This is a genomic window from Chelatococcus sambhunathii, assembly GCF_001418005.1.
Taxonomy (GTDB): domain Bacteria; phylum Pseudomonadota; class Alphaproteobacteria; order Rhizobiales; family Beijerinckiaceae; genus Chelatococcus_A; species Chelatococcus_A sambhunathii.
On record NZ_LIOL01000006.1, the window covers coordinates 286,957 to 306,041 of the forward strand.

The 19,085-nt window shown below is 67.6% G+C and carries 20 protein-coding genes and 1 tRNA gene; 15 read left to right on the forward strand and 6 right to left on the reverse strand.

The features are described 5' to 3' along the window. Window positions 1–3: 3 nt before the first annotated feature. Entirely contained in the window at window positions 4–1,224 is a 1,221-nt protein-coding gene (locus ASC46_RS13880; RefSeq protein WP_082464842.1) for an ABC transporter substrate-binding protein, read from the reverse strand. Window positions 1,225–1,413: 189 nt separating this feature from the next. Here ASC46_RS13880 and ASC46_RS13885 point away from each other — a divergent pair, with 189 nt between their 5' ends. Next, a complete protein-coding gene (locus ASC46_RS13885) occupies window positions 1,414–1,761 on the forward strand; it encodes a hypothetical protein (protein ID WP_141659687.1) in 348 nt (115 codons plus the stop codon). 21 nt (window positions 1,762–1,782) lie between these two features. On the opposite strand, the gene ASC46_RS13890 is transcribed toward ASC46_RS13885, so the two are convergent. Then, window positions 1,783–2,283: a peptide deformylase gene (locus ASC46_RS13890; protein WP_055459936.1), complete on the reverse strand. Its 501-nt coding sequence runs from the start codon at window positions 2,281–2,283 to the stop codon at window positions 1,783–1,785. 196 nt (window positions 2,284–2,479) lie between these two features. Between ASC46_RS13890 and ASC46_RS13895 the strand changes: the two genes are divergently transcribed. The 7 genes from ASC46_RS13895 (at window position 2,480) to ASC46_RS13925 (ending at window position 9,130) form a co-directional block, all read left to right on the forward strand. Next, a complete protein-coding gene (locus tag ASC46_RS13895) occupies window positions 2,480–3,163 on the forward strand; it encodes a TetR/AcrR family transcriptional regulator (protein WP_055459882.1) in 684 nt (227 codons plus the stop codon). A gap of 53 nt (window positions 3,164–3,216) precedes the next feature. Next, complete coding sequence (locus tag ASC46_RS13900) at window positions 3,217–4,455, forward strand: metal-dependent hydrolase family protein (RefSeq protein ID WP_055459883.1); 1,239 nt, start codon at window positions 3,217–3,219, stop codon at window positions 4,453–4,455. A 31-nt stretch (window positions 4,456–4,486) separates the two neighbouring features. Continuing rightward, on the forward strand, window positions 4,487–5,707 hold the full coding sequence (locus ASC46_RS13905; protein ID WP_055459884.1) for an ABC transporter substrate-binding protein: 1,221 nt from the start codon (window positions 4,487–4,489) through the stop codon (window positions 5,705–5,707). A 207-nt stretch (window positions 5,708–5,914) separates the two neighbouring features. Continuing rightward, the gene (locus ASC46_RS13910; RefSeq protein ID WP_055459885.1) at window positions 5,915–6,778 is read left to right on the forward strand and encodes a branched-chain amino acid ABC transporter permease; all 864 of its coding nucleotides are present in this window, start codon (window positions 5,915–5,917) and stop codon (window positions 6,776–6,778) included. Next, window positions 6,778–7,665, forward strand: a complete 888-nt coding sequence (locus ASC46_RS13915) for a branched-chain amino acid ABC transporter permease (protein WP_055459886.1) — start codon at window positions 6,778–6,780, stop codon at window positions 7,663–7,665. Before ASC46_RS13910 ends, ASC46_RS13915 begins: the two co-directional genes overlap by 1 nt. Beyond that, window positions 7,662–8,420, forward strand: a complete 759-nt coding sequence (locus ASC46_RS13920; RefSeq protein WP_055459887.1) for an ABC transporter ATP-binding protein — start codon at window positions 7,662–7,664, stop codon at window positions 8,418–8,420. Before ASC46_RS13915 ends, ASC46_RS13920 begins: the two co-directional genes overlap by 4 nt. Then, window positions 8,417–9,130, forward strand: coding sequence for an ABC transporter ATP-binding protein (locus ASC46_RS13925; RefSeq protein ID WP_055459888.1), 714 nt, complete (start codon window positions 8,417–8,419; stop codon window positions 9,128–9,130). Before ASC46_RS13920 ends, ASC46_RS13925 begins: the two co-directional genes overlap by 4 nt. Before the next feature lie 5 nt (window positions 9,131–9,135). Here ASC46_RS13925 and ASC46_RS13930 read toward each other — a convergent pair whose 3' ends face one another. Further along, window positions 9,136–9,555, reverse strand: a complete 420-nt coding sequence (locus tag ASC46_RS13930) for a DUF3830 family protein (protein ID WP_055459889.1) — start codon at window positions 9,553–9,555, stop codon at window positions 9,136–9,138. Between the two features lie 780 nt (window positions 9,556–10,335). On the opposite strand from ASC46_RS13930, the gene ASC46_RS13935 reads away from it, so the two are divergent. Continuing rightward, window positions 10,336–10,719, forward strand: a complete 384-nt coding sequence (locus ASC46_RS13935) for a group III truncated hemoglobin (RefSeq protein ID WP_082464844.1) — start codon at window positions 10,336–10,338, stop codon at window positions 10,717–10,719. Between the two features lie 62 nt (window positions 10,720–10,781). Here the strand turns inward: ASC46_RS13935 and mgtE are convergent, their stop codons facing one another. Beyond that, window positions 10,782–12,164 (reverse strand): magnesium transporter, encoded by a 1,383-nt coding sequence (mgtE, locus tag ASC46_RS13940; RefSeq protein ID WP_055459891.1) that lies wholly within the window; start codon window positions 12,162–12,164, stop codon window positions 10,782–10,784. Window positions 12,165–13,199: 1,035 nt separating this feature from the next. Then, window positions 13,200–13,910, reverse strand: a complete 711-nt coding sequence (locus ASC46_RS13945) for a L,D-transpeptidase (RefSeq protein WP_055459892.1) — start codon at window positions 13,908–13,910, stop codon at window positions 13,200–13,202. Window positions 13,911–14,235: 325 nt separating this feature from the next. Between ASC46_RS13945 and ASC46_RS13950 the strand changes: the two genes are divergently transcribed. Next, the gene (locus ASC46_RS13950) at window positions 14,236–15,474 is read left to right on the forward strand and encodes an MFS transporter (protein WP_055459893.1); all 1,239 of its coding nucleotides are present in this window, start codon (window positions 14,236–14,238) and stop codon (window positions 15,472–15,474) included. Between the two features lie 288 nt (window positions 15,475–15,762). Here the strand turns inward: ASC46_RS13950 and ASC46_RS13955 are convergent. Continuing rightward, window positions 15,763–15,837 (reverse strand) — tRNA-Gly (locus tag ASC46_RS13955). 275 nt (window positions 15,838–16,112) lie between these two features. Here ASC46_RS13955 and ASC46_RS13960 point away from each other — a divergent pair. The 5 genes from ASC46_RS13960 to ASC46_RS13980 form a co-directional block, all read left to right on the forward strand. Next, the gene (locus ASC46_RS13960; protein ID WP_055459937.1) at window positions 16,113–16,670 is read left to right on the forward strand and encodes a prolyl-tRNA synthetase associated domain-containing protein; all 558 of its coding nucleotides are present in this window, start codon (window positions 16,113–16,115) and stop codon (window positions 16,668–16,670) included. Window positions 16,671–16,723: 53 nt separating this feature from the next. Further along, window positions 16,724–17,623 (forward strand): thioredoxin, encoded by a 900-nt coding sequence (gene trxA / locus ASC46_RS13965; RefSeq protein ID WP_055459894.1) that lies wholly within the window; start codon window positions 16,724–16,726, stop codon window positions 17,621–17,623. 32 nt (window positions 17,624–17,655) lie between these two features. Continuing rightward, window positions 17,656–18,327 (forward strand): LON peptidase substrate-binding domain-containing protein, encoded by a 672-nt coding sequence (locus ASC46_RS13970; protein ID WP_055459895.1) that lies wholly within the window; start codon window positions 17,656–17,658, stop codon window positions 18,325–18,327. Between the two features lie 106 nt (window positions 18,328–18,433). Continuing rightward, a complete protein-coding gene (locus ASC46_RS13975) occupies window positions 18,434–18,610 on the forward strand; it encodes a Trm112 family protein (RefSeq protein WP_072249507.1) in 177 nt (58 codons plus the stop codon). Between the two features lie 225 nt (window positions 18,611–18,835). Beyond that, a partial coding sequence (locus ASC46_RS13980; RefSeq protein ID WP_055459897.1) for an IS5 family transposase occupies window positions 18,836–19,085 on the forward strand: 250 nt, incomplete at its 3' end.

Here is a 19,085-nt window from a genome sequence, read left to right on the forward strand (position 1 = left end):
GCCTCAACGCGTATAACGCCGCTCCCACTCCGCGACGAGGCGCGTCATCCAGCTCGGATGCGGCTCGGGAAGCGGGGTGCCGAGTTCGGCATTGGTCGGCAGGCCGACCGCATCGGGAGGCGGCGCGAAGCGGGCGCGCTCGGCCTCGGAGAGGCCGGCGAGGTCGAGCACAGTAACGGCGCCGAGGGCGGACGGATCCTGCGCCCGCGCCTGCACCTCGGGCGACATCAGAAGGTCCGCGACCACCATCGCCGCCGTCTTGTGCGCGGCGTTGAAGGGAATGGCGACGAAGCTCGTGTTGCCGATGGTGCCGCCTTCGAGCACGTAGACGCGCGCCGTTTCCGGCAAGGTGCCCTTCCTGATGCCGACGGCGGCGTCGGCCGGGTTGAAGGAGATGGCGAGGGCGATCTCGCCGTCGGCGAGCATCGCGAACTGCGCCGTGCCGGTTGCCGGAAAGTCCTCGCCACCGCGCCACAGGTGCGGGCGCAGGGCGTCGTACCAGGGCCAGAGCGGCGCCGTGACCGTAGCAAAGGTCGCGTCGCTCGCCGGCTGCTGCAACATGGCCGGATCGGCGGTGAGCTCGACGAGCGCCTGTTTGAGGAAAGTGGCGCCCAGGAAATCGCGCGGGTGGGGATGCGTCAGCCGGCCGGGATGGGCCTTCGCCCAGTCGAGTAAGGCCGGGATCGTCTTCGGCAGGGTCGCGAGCGGCGTGCGGGCCGAATCGTAGAGGAAGACGATCTGCGCCAGCCGCCAGGGCGCGGCGTAGCCTTCGACGGGGATTGTGAAATCCGTGAGGTTCGACGGCTTCGTCCTGTCGACATGGCGCCAGTTGGGCAGCGTCTCGGCGAAGGGGCCGAAGAGCAGACCCTTCTCCTTCATGGACAGGAAATTGGGACCGTTGATCCAGATGAGGTCGACGCTGCCACCCTTATCGCGGCCTGCCGCCTTTTCCGTCACGACGCGGGTCACGGCCTCGGCGGTGTCGGCGAGCTTCACGTGCCGGACATTGATGCCGTAGCGCTCCTTCGCGAGGTCGCCGACCCAGGCGATGAAGGCGTTGGTCTGCGGATCGCCCGCCCAGGCATTGAAGTGCACGGTTTCTCCGCGCGCGGCCGCCACCGTCTCCTGCCAGTCACGCTCGGCTTCCGCGCCGGCGGGCCGGGACAGGAAGGTGGCCGTCGCGGACAGGCCCGCTGCCACGGCAAGGGCGAACAAGCGATTCATGCGGACTGTCCCGATGGCGGAGGCGTTTCGAGCACTTCTTAGCCGAGATTGAACCACTTTGCCGCCTCTCGTCACCTTGCCGCCGAGCGCTCGGCAGCAGGCACCGTTCAATTTGAGTTGAAGCCCGGCGACACGCCTGCCGTCGGTCGGATTTGACCTGCCGCAAGGCGGGCGCTTGCCCAGCCGATAGTGATCGTACCAGAAAGCGGGTCAATGCACGGATTGCCAGTGGATACGCATGTCGAGATCGATTTTGACGGCATGGCATCGAGTCGCCCGATCCTGGCCGCCATCCTGCAGGAGATCGACCATCTGCAGCAGGCGATCGGCCTCCTCGCCACCTGCCGGATCGTCGTCCGGACGTCGGAAACAGGCGGTCATTACGGCCTGACGCTGCAACTCGCCCTCCCCCAGGGTACGGCCGTAACGATCCACACACCTGCGTCACCCGATGCGCGCTATGCAGATCCGCAATTCGCCGTCAGCGACAGCTTCCGGCATGCCCTCGCACGGCTGCGGACGCCATCGGAGCCGTGAGGCCGCGGCAGGGCCGCCTTCTCAGGCCGTCCACCGCAGCTTCTCGTAGCGGCGCAAGACACGCTCGCGCTTGAGGCGCGACAACCGGCTGATCCAGAACAGGCCGTCGAGCTGGTCGATCTCATGCTGCAGGCACACGGCCAGCAGACCGTCGGCCTCCTCGACCCCTTCCACCCCTTCGAGCGTCTGGAAACGCACGCGCACGCGCGCCGGACGCTCCACTTGTTCGCTCACGCCCGGCATCGAGACACTGCCCTCGGCGTGGCGCGCCGTCTCGGCCGAAGCCCATTCGACAAGCGGATTGACATAGAAGCGCGGCCCCGTGCCGCCGGGCAGTTCGATGACGACGACGCGCAGGAGAACGCCCACGTGCGGCGCCGCGATGCCGATGCCCGGCGCGGCCTGCATGGTCTGAAGGAGATCCTGCGCCAGCTGATGCAGCGCTTCGTCGAACGCGACGACGGGCGCGGCAGACTCGCGCAGGCGCCAATCCGGAAACATCACGATCGGCCTTGCCGTCACCCGCGCCTCCTGCGCTTCGCCTCCCCCCGCCTGGGGTTCCGGCTGTGCCATGCGGGCGCTGCAAAGTCATCCCGCACCGCCGCAACTGAAGAGCGCGAGCGCGACCCAAGCGCAACAAAAAAAACAGACCCGCTTGTACAAACAGGATTGACGGTTTCTTTCAAGCGATTCATCCTTGTGACCAAAAGGGGGAAGCATGAGCCAGCGCCAACAGCGACGGACCCAGCAGGAGCGCAGCGCCGACACGGTGGCGCGCCTGCTCGAGGCGACCATCGACCTCCTGCATGACCGCGGGCTCTACCGCATGTCGACGACCGACATCGCCGAGCGCGCTGGCGTGTCGCGCGGCGCGCTTACGCATCATTTCAGTTCCAAGGAAGAGATCATCGTCGCCGCCGTGGCGCACATGCTGCGTCAGAGCACGGCCTCGCTGCACGAGATGGCGGCGGACATCCGCCGGTCTGGCGGCTCGACGGACGAGATCGTCGACTTCCTCTGGCAGATAATGAACGACCGCCTGTTCTATGTGACGATGGAATACCTGCCGGAGGCCCGGCACAACGGCGATTTCCGCGCGGCCATCGTACCCGTCGTCAAGGAATTCCATGCCGGACTCAATGCCGTCTGGGCCGAGCTCGCCGGCCAGGCGGGCGTCGACGTCGACCATGCGCTCGTCCTCATGAACGCCTCGATGTGCCTCATCCGCGGCATGATCGCCCAGACACCGGTCAAGGACGATCCGGCCTATTTCCGCGAGCTGCTCGCCTTCTGGAAGCGCCAGGTCAAGCGTGAGTTCCGCCCCGGTGGCGAGACGGACCAGGCCGCGGAAGGCATCGCCGCAGTCGCATCTGAACGCGCGGGGACGACCCCGAAAAGCTGAGAACAGGAGGCACCGCCGAACCCGGCGGGCGCAGCCGCAGGCCAGGGAGCACCATGAGCATCACCATCTTCCAGAACGCCAGCATCGTCGACGGCGCGAGCGCCGTGCCGCGCGAGGGCGTCAACGTCCTGGTGGAGGACGGGCACATTCGCGAGGTCAGCGACGCGCCACTCCGGGCGAAGGACGCCCGGGTCATCGACCTCGCCGGCAAGGTGCTGATGCCGGGCCTGATCGATTGCCACGTCCACGTCATTGCCTCCGAGGCGAATCTCGGCCGCAACGCGCTCCTGCCCGACTCACTCGTTGCCGCCCATGCCTCCGTCATCATGCGCGGCATGCTGATGCGCGGCTTCACCACCGTGCGCGACGTCGGCGGCGCCGATTTCGGCCTGCAGCAGGCGGTGGAAGAAGGGCTCTTCGAGGGGCCGCGCCTCGTCATCTGCGGCAAGGCCCTGTCACAGACAGGCGGCCACTGCGACTTCCGCGGCCGCTACGACGTGCGCGACCGCCACGCCTTCGACCGCAAGCTCGGTTCCCTCGGCCGCATCTGCGACGGGTTGAGCGAAGTGCGCCTCGCCGCCCGCGAAGAGATCAAGGCCGGCGCACAGTTCATCAAGATCATGGCCAACGGTGGCGTCGCCTCGCCCACCGACCCCATCGCCTTCATGGGCTTCTCGCGCGAGGAGGTGACGGCCATCGTGGAGGAGGCGCAGAACGCCCAGACCTATGTCGCGGCCCATCTCTACACGGACGAGGCCATCCGCCGGGGCGTCGAATGCGGCGTGCACTCCGTCGAGCACGCCAACCTCGTCACGGCCGAGACGGCGAAGCTGATGGCCGAGAAGGGCGCCTTCGCCTGCCCGACGCTCGTCACCTACGAGGCACTGAAGAGCGAAGGCGCAAACTACGGCCTGCCCGAGAGTTCGGTCGCCAAGATCGACGACGTGCGGCTTGCAGGCCTGCGCTCGCTCGAGATTCTCCATTCGGCCGGCGTCACGATGGTCTATGGCTCCGACCTGCTCGGCGCCATGCACCGCCACCAGTCCGAGGAATTCGTCATCCGCGGCCGCGTGCTGCCGGCGATGGACGTCATCCGCTCGGCCACGCTGGATGCGGCGCGGCTCTGCGGCATGGACGGCAAGATCGGCTGCATCGCACCCGGGGCCTATGCGGATCTCATCGTCGTCGACGGCAACCCGCTCGACGACCTTGCCCTGCTGACGGGCCAGGGCCGGTCGATGCCCGCCATCATGAAGGAAGGGCGCTTCGTCAAGAACACGCTCGACGCATAACGCAAGAACCGAAGAATCCAGAGGACAAGCCATGAAGACGACCAGACGCGAATTTTTGGGCTCCGTCGCCGCCGGTGCGGCGCTTGTCGCCGCTCCTTCCATCGTCCGCGCCCAGGGCGCCGACGCGATCCGCATCGGTGCGCTCTGCCCCGTCACGGGTGTCGGCGGGCCCTACGGCTCCGGCATGCAGAAGATGATCGTCGCCGCCGCCGAGGCGGTGAACGCCGCCGGCGGCGCCGGCGGGCGCAAGATCGAGATCGTCGCCGAGGACACGCAGACCAACCCGCAGGCGGCCGTGCTCGCGGCCAAGAAGCTCATCGAGGTCAACAAGGTGCAGGCCATCCTGGGCACTTGGTCCTCGGGCGTGTCGCTCGCCGTCATCCCGTTGACGAACGATGCCGGCATTCCGCTGATGCACTGCTCGGGCGCGCCGGCGCTGTCCGTGCCGCCGGCCAATGCCAAGGGCCTCGGCTTCCGCTTCCAGGCCACCAACGACCGCTTCGGCCGCGCCTTCGCCGAGATCTGCGAGAAGGAAGGCTTCAAGCGCCCGGCCACCATGGCCTTCAACAACGCCTCCGGCATCGGCAATACGGAGGGCTTCACCAAGGCGTGGAAGGCCAAGGGCGGCGAGGTGGTCGAGAGCGTCGTCTACGAGCCGAACCAGGCGAGCTATCGCTCCGAGCTGATGAAGGTGCTGGCGGCGAACCCGGACGTCATCGTCACCGGCTCCTACATCGCCGACACCACCATCATCCTGCGCGAATGGTTCCAGACCGGCCAACCGGTCAAGTGGATCATCCCCGGCTGGGCGGCGAACCCGCAGCTCGTCGAGGCGCTCGGCGCCGAGGTGACGGAGGGCATCATCTCGGTCGATTCCGTCTCCAACGAGGGCGCCGAAGCGTTCAAGGCCTATGATGCGGCCTACCAGAAGGCGATGGGCCAGGCCGGCACCAACAACGTCTATGCCGCGATGACGTGGGACATGATGACGGTGCTGGCGCTCGCCATCGAGGCCGCCGGCACCTCCGACATGGCCGCGGTCGTCGCAAAGCTGCGCGAGGTCGGCAACCCGGACGGCAAGCAGGTCTCATCCTTCGCCGAGGGCAAGGAGGCGCTCAAGGCCGGCAAGATCAACTACGAGGGCGCCTCCTCGGTGCTCGACTTCGATCAGCACGGCGACGTCACGCCCGATTTCGGCGCCTATTTCATCGAGGGTGGCAAGCTCAACCGCCGCTACGTCGTCAAGATCTGAGGTGGTTCTCGGCGACGCTGCCTTCTTAGCGGCGTCATGGCCGGGCTTGTCCCGGCCATCCACGCCTTTGACGTTGCCTGACTGTCAAGGCGTGGATGCCCGCGACGAGCGCGGGCATGACGGCGGGGGTGGGCACGAGATTTGCTATCGGCGCCGCGGCCGGTTCAAGCCGGTCAGCGCCGTCGTTCAACCGGGCGGGATGGTCCCTTGTTCTACGCTCAACTTGCTGTCAACGGCCTCGTCCAGGGGCTCGTGGTCGGCCTCGGCGCACTGGCGCTCACCCTCGTCTTCGGCATCGCCCGCTTCCCCAATGCGGCGACGGGCGACACCATGACCTTCGGTGCCTACACGGCGCTCACGGTCCACAAGGCCAGCGGCTCGCTCGCGCTCGGCAGCATCGCAGCCGTTGGTGGTGCGGCGGTGCTGGCGCTTGTCGCCTATCTCACCGTCTTCAAGCGCCTTGCCGGGCGCTCGGTGGTGTCGCTGCTCGTTGCCTCCATCGGCATCGGCTTCATGATCAGGGCCGGGCTCGGCGTCGCCTTCGGCCACCAGCAGCAGGTGTTCAACGTGCCCCTGTCGCGGCCGATCCGCATCGCCGGGCTCGCCATCAACCCGCTCGACCTACAGCTGGCGACCGTCGCCGTCGTCGCGCTCGCCGCCGTCTTCGCCATCCTCTATCTCACGCCCATTGGCCGGCAGATGCGCGCCGTGGCGGACAACCGGGACCTCGCCCGCGTTTCCGGCATCCGCCCCGAGCGGGTAATGACGGCCATGTGGCTCATCGCCGGTGGCGTCTCGGCGGTCGGCGGCATGATGCTCGGAATCAAGACCATCGTCTCGCCGGAGGTCGGCTGGGAGATGCTGCTGCCGATCTTCGCCGCCACCATCCTCGGCGGCATCGGCAGCCCGGTTGGTGCGGTCGTCGCCGGGCTCGTCCTCGGCGTGGCGCAGGAGGTGTCGACGCCCTTCGTCGGCTTCACCTACAAGATCGCCTTGTCCTTCGTCGTGCTGCTCGCCGTGCTCCTGGTGCGGCCGCGCGGCCTCTTCGGACGCATCGAGGGAGTACGCTGATGGACGCCTATCTCGCGGCGATCGCGATCATCGCGCTCATCTACATGCTCCTGTCGCTGGGGCTGACCCTGCAATACGGGCTGACCGGCCTCATCAACTTCGGCCATGTGGGCTTCTTCGCCATCGGCGCCTACACCTCCGCCCTCCTCTCGCTGCAGGGCCTGCCGCTCGCGCTCACCATCCCCGCCGCGGCGGTGACGGCGGGCCTCGCGGCCTGGCCCATCGGCCTCATCTCGCTCAGGCTGCGCGACGACTATTTCGCCATCGTCACCCTCGGCTTCTCGGAAACGGTGCGCCTCGTCATCACCAGCGAGAAATGGCTCACCAACGGCGTGCAGGGCATCCCCGGCATTCCGCGTCTGTTCGAGACCATCTCGGTGGGCATCGGCGCGCAGCTCGCCGTCATGGGCCTCATCCTCGCCGTCACGCTCGCCGCGATCTACGCCATGCGCCGCATCGTCGCGAGCCCGTTCGGCCGCGTCATCGAGGCCATCCGCGACAACGAGGAGGCGCTGCAAGCGCTCGGCAAGGATCCGGCCGGCTTCAAGATCCAGGTGCTGATCCTCGGCTCGGCGCTGGCCGGCATCGCCGGGGCCTTCTACGCCCACTACATCACCTACATCGTGCCGGACCAGTTCATCCCGCTCGTCACCTTCTACGTGTGGATGGCCATCATCATCGGCGGCGTCGGGCGCGTTTCGGGCGCCATCGTCGGCACCGGCCTCCTGATGCTCTTCCTCGAAGGCTCGCGCTTCCTGCGCGACATCGTGCCGGGCGTCTCGGAAGTAGAGATGGCCTCGCTGCGCATCGGCGTCGTCGGGCTGCTCCTCGTCCTCTTCACCATCTACCGCCCGCAGGGCCTCATGGGGGATTTCACCAAGCGATGAGCCTCCAAGTCACCAATATCTCCAAGGCCTTCGGCGGCTTCAAGGCGCTCTCGGGCGTCTCGCTCGAGGTGCCCATGGGCGGCCTCGTCGGCCTCATCGGCCCGAACGGCGCCGGCAAGTCGACGCTCTTTTCGGTCATCTCCGGCTTCATGCCGCCGGACGAAGGCGCGATCGGGTTCGACGGCAGGAGCCTCGACGGGCTGAACCCCGCCGGGCGCGCCCGCACCGGCCTCGTGCGCACCTTCCAGGTGCCGCGCGAGTTCGCCCATCTCACCGTGCGCGAGAACATGATGGCAGCGGCACCCGGCCAGACCGGCGAGAGCCTCGTCGGCCTTTTCCTCCGCGCCGGCAAGGTGCGCGAGGAGGAAGAGAGGCTCGCCGAGGAGGTCCGCGAGGTCATCCGCTTTCTCCGGCTGGAGCGGGTCGCCGACGAGCCGGCGGGCAAGCTCTCGGGCGGACAGAAGAAGCTCGTCGAGCTCGGCCGGGCGCTCCTCGTCAAGCCGCGGCTCATCCTCCTCGACGAGCCCTTCGCCGGTGTCAATCCAGTGCTCATCGGCGAGATCATGGAGCGCATCCGCGAGCTCAACGGGCGGGGCATCGGCTTCCTCGTTATCGAGCACGACCTCGAGGCGCTGACGCGGCTCGCCCCGCAGCTCTACGTCATGGACCAGGGCCGTATCCTCACCATGGGCGCGCCCGACGCCGTGCTCGCCGATGCGCGCGTGCGCGAAGCCTATCTCGGAGGCGCAGTGTGACCATCCTCGCCATCGACAACCTCAAGGGCGGCTATTCCGAGGTCGACATCCTCAACGGCATCGATCTTTCCCTCAGCGAGGGCGAGATCCTGACCGTGGCCGGCACCAACGGCGCCGGCAAGTCGACCCTCGCCAAGGCGATCGTCGGCCTCCTGCCGCGCGTCTCGGGCGCCGTGCGCATCGGCGGGCGCGACATCCTCGGCCTGCCGGCGGAGGACCGCATCGGCCTCGGCATCGGCTACGTGCCGCAGGTCGCCAACATCTTCCCCTCGCTCAGCATTCTGGAAAACCTGCAGGTGGTGCAGGGCGTGAAGGACCATAAAGCACGCATCGCGGAGCTGTTCGCGCTGTTTCCCCTGCTCGGGGAGCGGCGGCGCACCCGCGCCGGCAGCCTCTCGGGCGGCGAGCGCCAGCAGCTCGCCTTCGCCCGCGCGCTGATGCCGCGGCCCAGGCTGATGATCCTCGACGAACCGACGGCGGCGCTGTCGCCGGCGCGCGTGGCCGACGTCTTCTCGCTCATCGCCCGGCTGCCGTCGCTCGGCGTCACCGTGCTCATGGTCGAACAGCGCGCGCGCCAGGCGCTCGCCATCTCGGATCGCGGCTGCATCCTCGACGGCGGCAAGGTGGCGCTCGAGGGAGCGGCGACGACGCTGCTCGCCGACGAGCGGGCGGCCGAGCTCTACCTCGGCCGCGGCCGCACGGAAGGCTGACGCCCTCAGACGCGCTCGAAGGAAATGTCCTGCGCCCCCTCCCACAGCACCTTGGTGCCGAGCTCGGACAGCTTGTCGAGGTTGCTGGTGATGGTCAGGAAGTGGTTGCCGGCGAGGGGGCCGGCCATGCTGGCGAAGGCGACGCGGCCGTAGGCGAGCAGGATCTCCGTCTCGCTCACGCCGCCGGGATAGAGCACGACCTCGCCCGGCGCCGGATAGCAGGTGGCGTTCTCGTAGCCGACGCCGAACTGGAGATCACCGAGCGGGATCCAGACCGCCTGGCCGCTCCAGCGCACGTGGATCGCCTTGTTGCGGAAGGGCAGATGCTTCAGGAAGGCGGCGCAAGTCGCCGGTGCCTTCTCGGTTTCGAGCCGCGCGTCGAAGCTGATGCCAGCCAGCGTGATGACGAGTTTCTCCACACTCATGCTCCCTGCCTGAGACGGGCGGCCGGGCGCCCTCGCGCACAGCCAACCGTCCGGTCGATCTCTCGCCGCGCTGTTCGACGGCTCGCCGTTTCTCGCCCGGCGCCGCGGCACGGGCAAGCCCGTTCCGTCGGCATTGGCGCCGGGCCTCGTGATTTGCACAAGGCGAGGCGCGGCTATGCCGCCACGCGAACGGCCCGGCGGGCACGAAGAATCCTCCAAATGGCCCCAATCGTCGTCCAGTCAGGGCTCATGTGTTACGGCGCGCGCAAACATCCGATTCGCTACCTCCGGCTGACGCATGTCGTCACCCGGACCGGGAGCGCGAACGCCTGACGAGAAGACGAACGCCGCACCCGCTCCGGGCCCCCCGCACACCGAACCATCGCTGTGTTGTCGCGCGCATTGGCGCGCACGGAGGTCGAGCCGTGACGACTGGTGCCCGAATGTTGTTCTGTGATGCGTGCAGCCGCAGCGTGCCGCGCGCGGCCGTGCGCTGCCCCTGGTGCTTCAGGCCGGTGCATGCCGGCATCGCGGATGCGCGCGTTTCCGGCGGGCACGTCTATTTTCCGCGCCCCGACGCGGAACGGCAGCCCCGCCCCCGCAAGGACACCAGCGGCAAAGAGACACCATGACCCGTCGCGGGCAGAGGCTTCTGCGCACGGACGGCCGTTGATATGGTGCCGCCCGTCGACCATGGACGCGGAACAATCATGACGGGAATCCGAGCGGCGCACGCACGACGGCGGCGACAGCGCCGGCGAACCCGGCATCGACGAGGCAATGATCGAGCGTGTGGTGCGGGCCTTCTATGCCAAGGTCCGCGACGACGACCTCCTCGGGCCCGTCTTTGCCGCCCATATCGTCGACTGGGAGCCGCATCTTCAGCAAATCTGCGCCTTCTGGTCCTCGGTGACGCTGAAGAGCGGGCGCTACAGCGGCCGGCCGATGGCGAAGCACCTGCCGCTTCCGGTCGATGCGCGCCACTTCGACCGCTGGCTGGCGCTGTTCGAGGAGACGGCGCGCGACCTGTGCCCGCCCGCCGCGGCCGCGCGCTTTACGACCCATGCGAAGACCATCGCGGAGAGCCTCGAACTCGGCATCGCGACCCGCAACGGCCGACTTCTCATGCGCGGCGAGCGCTTCTGGAGGGGGAGCGACGGCTGAACGCCGGCCCGGCCAGCGGGGCCGCCGCTATCGGCCGGGCGACGTTGACTTCCCGCCTTCTCCTATCCTGCGTTCAGCAGGTGTCCAAGGAAGGCATAGGCGAGGCTGAAGTAGATGAGTACGCCGAGCAAATCCATGACCGACGTGATCAGGGGCGAGCTCAACGTCGCGGGATCGGTGCCGATGCGGCGCGCGGCGAAGGGCAGCAGGGCGCCGATGAGGCCGCCCAGCACGGTGCAGATCGCCATGGACAGGCCGACGACCAGGAGGACATCGCCTCCCACACCCTTGCTGAAGAAGGCCAGCACGGCCTCGAGCGCCGCGATCACGACGCCCAGCGCCAGGGCGACCGGAATCTCGCGCCGGATCACGAACCACACGTCGCGCCAACGCAGCTTCACGTCGCCGATCGCCATGGCGCGGATGACGAGGGTAGCCGACTGGCTACCCGTATTTCCGCCCATGTCGACGATGGGGGCGATGAAGGCCGCGAGGATGATCACCCGATCGAGCATCTCCTCCTGCGCGGCGACAAAGGTGCTGGTGATGACGCCGAAGATGGTCAGCAGGACGAGCCAGAAGGCGCGCACCCGGAACATCTGCATGAAGCTCGAGGCCAGCAGATCGAGGTCGGGGCCGCCCCCCACCGCCGCGTTGCCGCCGAACTGGGCCACGCGCCGACCGCGCTGGGCCTCGGCCACGTCCATCGCATCGTCCACCGTGACGATGCCGACGAGCGCATCGCCGCCGTTGACGATCGGCAGGGCCAGCAGGTCATAGTCGGCGATCTTCCGCGCCACCTCGTCGCGCTTGTCCTGAACGTGGGCGAAGATCACGCCCTTGCGCATGATGTCGGCCACGCGCACCTCGTCGCGGGCAAGCAGGAGGTCGCGCAGGGAGAGGACGCCGACGAGGCGGCGGGCCCCATCGACCACGTAGGCCTCGTAGATCGTCTCCTTGTCCGGGGCTTCGTTGCGCAGCCGGTCGATCGCTTCGCGGGCGGTGAGATCGGGTGCCAGAACGGCATAGTCCGAGGTCATGAGCGAGCCGGCCGTGCCCTCGGGGTAGGCAGCAAGCCGGCGGATGTCCTCGCGCTCCGCGTGGGCGATGCCGGGCAGGAGCGCCTGCTGCTGCCTCGGCGTCAGGCGGTTGAACAGATCGGCACGCTCGTCGTGCGACATGGCGGTCACGAGCCGGGCGAGGTCGCTGCGGCTCAACTCGTCCGCAATGGCGACCTGCGTGGCCGGCGCGAAATAGCCAAAGACCTCGGCCGCCTGGCGCTCGGGCAGCAGAAGAAGGATCTTGGCGATGTCGCGGGGATCAAGCTCACCGGCAGCGGCAGCAATATCGGCGACATGGCGATCGGCAAGCGCCGCCTTGATCGCGGCGCGGTCGTCATGGGCGAGATGGCCGCGGAAATCGGCGGCGGTGATGATGGCGGTCATGTCTTAACTCCGTCGGCAGATGGGACGCCGCCGACGGGGGACCGGCCATCAGTGCGGTGGCAGGCGCGCGCGTCGGCGGGCTGTCGGGGTCGTCTTGCGGGGGAGGGCCACGAAGCTGGAGCGCCGCGTGGCCAAGCGACTAGATCCGTCTTCCATGTTCGGTCTCCTGAATGCCGTCAGGCCGCCGGACGGCAGCCGGCCTCGGGCCTGTGATGGGCCGCGCCGCGGATCGTGATCCGGACGTGCCGCCTGATACAACGACGGGTGTCGACGTCTGCTGCGTCCTCGTGCAACGACCACCGGCCATCAAGCCGGCCAGTCGCCGTAGCGACGCGCCAACTGCGAAACGGGCCGCGACTGGGCCGGCGCACGGGCACAAGGAAGCGGACCGGGCAGGCGCTCCCGGCGGCCGGCGAACCGCCGGTCCGGTGTCGGCCGGCGGGCATGCGAGAGGAAGATGATTGTCTCCATCGTTCACCTCCTGCGATCCCCCTCGGCGAGGGGGCGGGAGGTGAACGGGGCCGACCCTTAGGTCCGAATGCCGCCGCTCACCCGGCCCTGGCCGGGAGCGATCACCTCATTCCGCAATGGCGCCCGCCACCGGGCGCCACAACTAGGGTAACTGTCCATGACATTCTCTGCGGGAAGACATGTCTGCGGCCAAACGGCTGCAGACGCTCGCGCACTACGCCCTCGACGCGCGGGAATCAAGTGCAAAATCGGTTCTCAAACCGTCTGCCTGGCGTAACACTCGACAAAGTGGATTCCGAGCTGGCCGCAGGAGCGTTCTCGCGACAAACCGTCCGGCAAGTTGGCGCTTGGTGACGATGGCCAGCACGCCGGGCAGCATCGCACGCACAGGGCTCCCGGCAAGAGCGCGAGCAAGAGCACCAGCCACCACCAGGCGCGTAGAGAAAGGTGCCGGCGACATGGGATGCCCGGCAGGAAGGACGGATACGCCCCAGCCATGTTTGCCCGACGGCCCCGCACACGCCTCTTGGCTGCGGCGATCCTGGAAGACATGGCCGCCCGTCGCTATGCTGGCAGGACGACAACCTTCGTCTTGAGCGGCGTGCGCTCGTAGAGGTGGATCATGTCCTGGCTGAGCAGGCCGACACAGCCGCTCGTGACACCATTGCCGATCGATTCCGGGTCGCTGCTGGCGTAGATCGTATAGAGGGTATAGGCGCCGTTCTGATAGAGATAGAGCGTGCGAGCACCGAGCGGGTTATCGAGGCCGCCCGGCATGCCGCCGGCATACTTCGCCACTTCGGGCTGGCGCCGGATCATCTCCCTGGGCGGTGTCCAGGTCGGCCATTCGGCCTTGCGCCCGACATAGGCGTCGCCGCTCCACAGGAACCCCTGGCGGCCGACATTGGCGCCATAGCGGGTCGCTTGTCCGTCGCCCTCGATCCGGTAGACGTAATAGTTGCCGGGATCGACGATTATCGTGCCAGGCTCTTCCTGGGTCTCGTAACGAACGGTCCGACGGAAAAACTTGGGATCGACCTTGCTGACATCAACCGCCGGAATCGGAAACTTCTCGTCCGGCACCGGCCCATAGGCCAGCTTCGCCTCGGCCAGGCTCATGCCATCGGACGTCATGCAACCGGACAGCCCGAGCCCACCAAGGCCGACGGCGGAGCCGATCAAAAACGACCGGCGGTTGAGAAGCGCCGGCGAAAGCCCGGTCAAAGCCGTTTTCTTCATCGCGCCACCATCGGCAATCCCACCGTCCATGATCATGATGTCGGAGCCCCATGCCCGTTGCCCGGCGAGAGAGAATGGCCGTCGATTGCCCCGCCGAGCGTCTCTGCCGCACCGAGACTGCCGCCGCACGCGCCGATTGGCAAGCGCGGTCCTTCGCTGCGCAGCCTTCCATGAACAAAAGTCGCCCGGCCCGAATCCCACCCGGCTGGCCGACGGCGCCACCCGTCGCCCCGGCTAGAGAACGCTGCCCTGCGACTGGCGCCGTGCTCCGCTGCGGCAAAGTCGCTTGTCGGCCCGATGACCGGCGCCTAATCATTGGCGCGCGGACAGGGCCGTTCCGCGGAAGGGCCATCGAGGACACATGTCGCCCCAGGGACAGCGCGATGCGCCGGATTCCGCCTATTCCTGGCTGCGGCTGGCGCTGTCGCTCCTGCTCGGGACCATTGCCTGTGTCGGCACCTGGTCGGTCGTCGTGGTGCTGCCCGCCGTCCAGGCGGAGTTCGGTACGCTGCGGGCCGGCGCCTCGCTGCCCTATACCTGCGTCATGCTCGGGTTCGGCTTCGGCAACATCGTGATGGGCCGCATCGCCGATCGTTACGGGATCGTCGTGCCGATCACGGGCGGGGCTATCCTGCTCGCGGCAGGCTACATCCTGGCGGGACTGTCGGGCAGCCTATGGCAGTTCGCTCTGGCGCATGGACTGCTGATCGGCATTGGTGGCGGCGCAGGGTTCGCGCCGCTCATTGCCGACCTGTCGCACTGGTTTCGCCGGCATCGCGGGCTGGCGGTCGTTTTCGGGGCCTCCGGCAGCTATCTTGCCGGTGTGATCTGGCCGCAGGTGATCACCTGGGGGCTTCAAAGCCACGGCTGGCGCGCTACGCATATCGGCATCGGCATCGTCGCGCTCGCCGTGATGCTGCCACTTGCGCCGTTCTTCCGCAGGCGGCCCGCAGCCGAGACGCTGGCGGCCGCCGAGATATCGAGCGCCGGCGCGCGGGGCGATCTCGGGCTGTCGCCGAACCGGTTGCAGGGGCTGCTCGCGCTCGCCGGCTTCTGCTGCTGTGTCGCCATGGCGATGCCGCAGGTTCATATCGTCGCCTATTGCGGCGATCTGGGTTATGGCGTCGCGCGCGGCGCCGAAATGCTGTCGCTAATGCTCTTCCTCGGCATCATCAGCCGAATCGGGTCCGGCTTCGTCGCGGACCGAATCGGCGGCGCGGCGACCCTGGCGCTCGGCTCGCTGATGCAGGGGCTCGCGCTATTCCTCTATCTCTGGTTCGACGGGCTGCGTTCGCTCTACATCGTCACAGGCATCTTCGGCCTGTTCCAGGGTGGCATTGTGCCGATATATGCCGTCATCATCCGCGACTACCTACCACCCAGGGAAGCCGGCATGCGCATCGGTATCGTCATGTCGGCGACCATCGCCGGCATGGCCTTTGGCGGCTATGTCTCGGGGCTGATCTTCGATGTCTTTGCATCCTACCGCATGGCTTTCCTGAACGGGCTCGCCTGGAACCTCATCAATCTCGCCATCGTCGGCTGGCTGATGCTGAAAGCGAAACCAAAACTGCAAGCCGCTTCCAACACTGCATTCTGAGGGGCGGGCCCGTTCGAAGCACGAGCCGTAATGGGCCGGGACGCCGCTGGGCGAAAGCGGGTCCATTGGCAGGTCAGGCCTTCCGCCGTGATTGTGATCGCTTTGGTTCGGGGAGCGAACCCGCTGTGCGGAAAGTCCGGTCGAGGTCGTTCACCGGCCGGCGGCGATGCCCGCACCGGGCGTCGTCCGACGGCGGTGCGGCACGAGGCGGCTGCGCCGTTTCGCTGGCACGAACGAGGGCAGCGAGCAAGGAACGCCCTTGCGAGCGTCTGGATTTCTGAGATGAACTGGAGCGGGCGAAGGGATTCGAACCCTCGACCCCAACCTTGGCAAGGTTGTGCTCTACCCCTGAGCTACACCCGCATCCATGTCCGGCAGCGATCAGCGCCATCGAGGTCGGCTACATGCCGCAAACTGCAGGACAATGCAAGGGGCAAATTCGGTATGCTCGACAAAAATGCCGCGCGCACCGCCATCCAGCCTGTGGATGACTTGGTCCCGACCGTCGCCAGCCAGCACGCGAGCCCGAGCGGCCGGGCGTCCTGCCTGCGGGGTGGCTGCACGGGCTTGGGATGCCCCCGTTGGCCGCCGGGGCTCTCCTTCTTGCCGCATGCCGGGCCGGCCGGTACAACCGCGCCATGTCTGCCACGCCCGACGATCTCTTCGCCTTTCTCGCCAACCTCGGCATCACGGCGGTGACGACGACGCACCCGCCGCTCTTCACGGTCGCCGAGTCGCGGGCGCTGCGCGGCCTCATTCCCGGCGGGCACACCAAGAACCTGTTCCTCAAGGACAGGAAGGGGCGGCTCTTCCTCGTCGTCGCGCTCGAGGACGCCGCGATCGACCTCAAGGCGCTGCCGGCCGCGGTCGGCGCGAGCGGCAAGTTCTCCTTCGCCAGCGCCGAACTCCTGAAGCAGCATCTTGGCGTCGAGCCCGGCTCGGTCACGCCCTTCGGCGCCTTCAACGACCGGGAGGGCGCCGTCACCATCGTGCTCGACGCCGCCATGCTGGAGAACGAGCGCCTGAACTTCCACCCGCTCATCAACACGATGACGAGCACCATCGGCCGCGACGACCTTGTCGCCTTCCTGCGCGCCACGGGCCACGAGCCGCTCGTCGTGGCGGCATCGCGCCCCGAACCTGCCGGCGGGATGCGCCCGGACGATTGCCAGACGCGCATCGCCGCCCCATCTTGAACATGCCGCGGGCAGGAAGGCCCGATCCGCATTCGTCACAAACAGAGGTTTGAATGTTGAACGAACAGCCCACCGTGGCCGATGCCGGCACCATCAAGGACACGACGACCGCCGCCTTCCGGCAGGATGTCATTACCGAATCCATGCGCCAACCGGTGCTGGTGGATTTCTGGGCGCCCTGGTGCGGCCCGTGCAAACAGCTGACCCCCGTTCTCGAGAAGGTGGTGGCCGCAGCCAAGGGCAAGGTCAAGCTCGTCAAGCTCAACATCGACGAGCATCCGCAGATCCCCGGCCAGCTCGGCATCCAGTCGATTCCCGCCGTCATCGCCTTCCAGCGCGGCCAGCCGGTGGACGGCTTCATGGGCGCCCTGCCCGAGAGCCAGGTGAAGGGCTTCATCGAACGCCTCGTAGGCCCCGTCGGCCCGGCGGCGACGGATGTGATGCTCGAGGAAGCCGCGACGAAGCTTGCGGCCGGCGACGCCACTGGCGCGGCCGAGATCTATGCCGCCGTGCTGACGCAGGAGCCGGCCAACACCGTCGCCATCGGCGCCCTCGCCAGACTGCATGTCACCCTCGGCGATATCGATGGGGCAAAGCGCTTCCTCGCCATGGCGCCGGCAGACAAGGCGAACGACCCGGCGATTGCCGCCGGCCGGGCCGCCATCGAGCTTGCCGAGCAGACGGCCGAGCTCGGCGACCTCGCCGAGCTCGAGGCGCGCGTCGAGGCTGATCCGCGCGACCACCAGGCACGATTCGACCTCGCCCTCGCGCTCAACGCCCGCGGCCGGCGGGAGGCGGCGCTCGACCATCTGCTCGAGATCGTCCGCCGCGACCGCAACTGGAACGACGATGGCGCCCGCCGGCAGCTCGTGCAGCTCTTCGACGCCTGGGGACCGATGGACGAGATGACGATTGCGGGGCGCAGGCGGCTGTCCTCGCTCCTGTTCGCCTGACAGGAGCCGGCAGCCTGGCGGGAGACGACGGCATGGTGATGAACCCGACCTACCGCAGCCCGGCGGAGATGCCGGCCGTCATTCCGCTCTTTCCCCTTTCGGGTGTGCTGCTGCTGCCGCGCGGACAACTTCCGCTCAACATCTTCGAGCCGCGCTACCTCGCCATGGTCGACGATGCGCTGGCCGGCCGGCGCATCATCGGCATGATCCAGCCCGACGCCGAGGAAGCGGCGCAGACGAGCACGCCGCGGCTCTATGCGGTGGGCTGCGCCGGGCGCATCACCCAACTGGCCGAGACCGGCGACGGGCGCTACCTCATCACGCTGAGCGGCATCGCGCGCTTTCGCGTGCGCGAGGAGCTCACCGTCATGACGCCCTACCGCCAGGCGCGCGTCGACTACGACCCCTTCGCCATCGACTTCACGCCCCGCGCCGGGGAGGAGGCGGTGGACCGCGATGCCCTCATCCACGCGCTCCGGGACTTCGCCGCCGCCAACGATCTCAAGATTGACTGGAAGAGCATCGAGGGAGCGCCGAACGAGGCGCTCGTCAATGCCCTGTCCATGATGAGCCCCTTCGGCCCCAAGGAGAAGCAGGCGCTTCTCGAGGCGCCCGATCTCAAGGCGCGGGCGGAGACGCTGGTCGCCATCACAGAGATCGAGCTCGCACGCATCGCCGGCGGGTCCGAAACGACGTTGCAATAAGCCGCGCCGCATGCGATTCGCTCGGCCGTGACAGGCGTCGACACGAGGCAAAACGATGAGCGAAGGCCGGAACGAGGGGCAGAACCCGCAGCACAGCACGACACGCATGTCGAGCGGCGTCGATCCGAAGCTGCTCGAGATCCTCGTCTGCCCCTTGACCAAGACGACACTCGAATACGATGCGGCGCGGCAGGAGCTGATCAGCCGGCAGGCCAAGCTCGCCTATCCGATCCGCGACGGCATCCCGATCATGCTGCCGGAAGAGGCGCGGCCGCTGGAGTGACAAAGGCGGAACAGCTGATTCGGCCAACGGCACGCGCCTATGAAGGGTACCTTACTGCTGCTTAACCACTAAGCGGCAGGTACCCTTTTTTTCATCGAACTCCGCGATATGCAATACAAGGGCTTCATCTGGGTAGGCGGATTTTATAGGCCGTAAACCCATAAACGGCTCTGGGTTCCCTGACGGTGGCAATTGTGATTCAAGCTCCTTTTCGGGAGCTTTGCGATGGGCCGCTACGATCTGACGGATTTCGAATGGGAGGCGATCCGGCCTCACCTTCCCAACAAGTCGCGGGGCGTGCCTCGCGTGGATGACCGGCGGGTGCTCAATGGCATCTTCTGGTGCCTGCGCTCGGGCGCGCCGTGGGCGGACATGCCGGCGCGCTACGGGCCGCCGACCACGATCTACAACCGCTTCAACCGATGGCGGAAGGCGGGCGTCTGGGATCGGCTCATGGACGCGATCACAAGGGCTT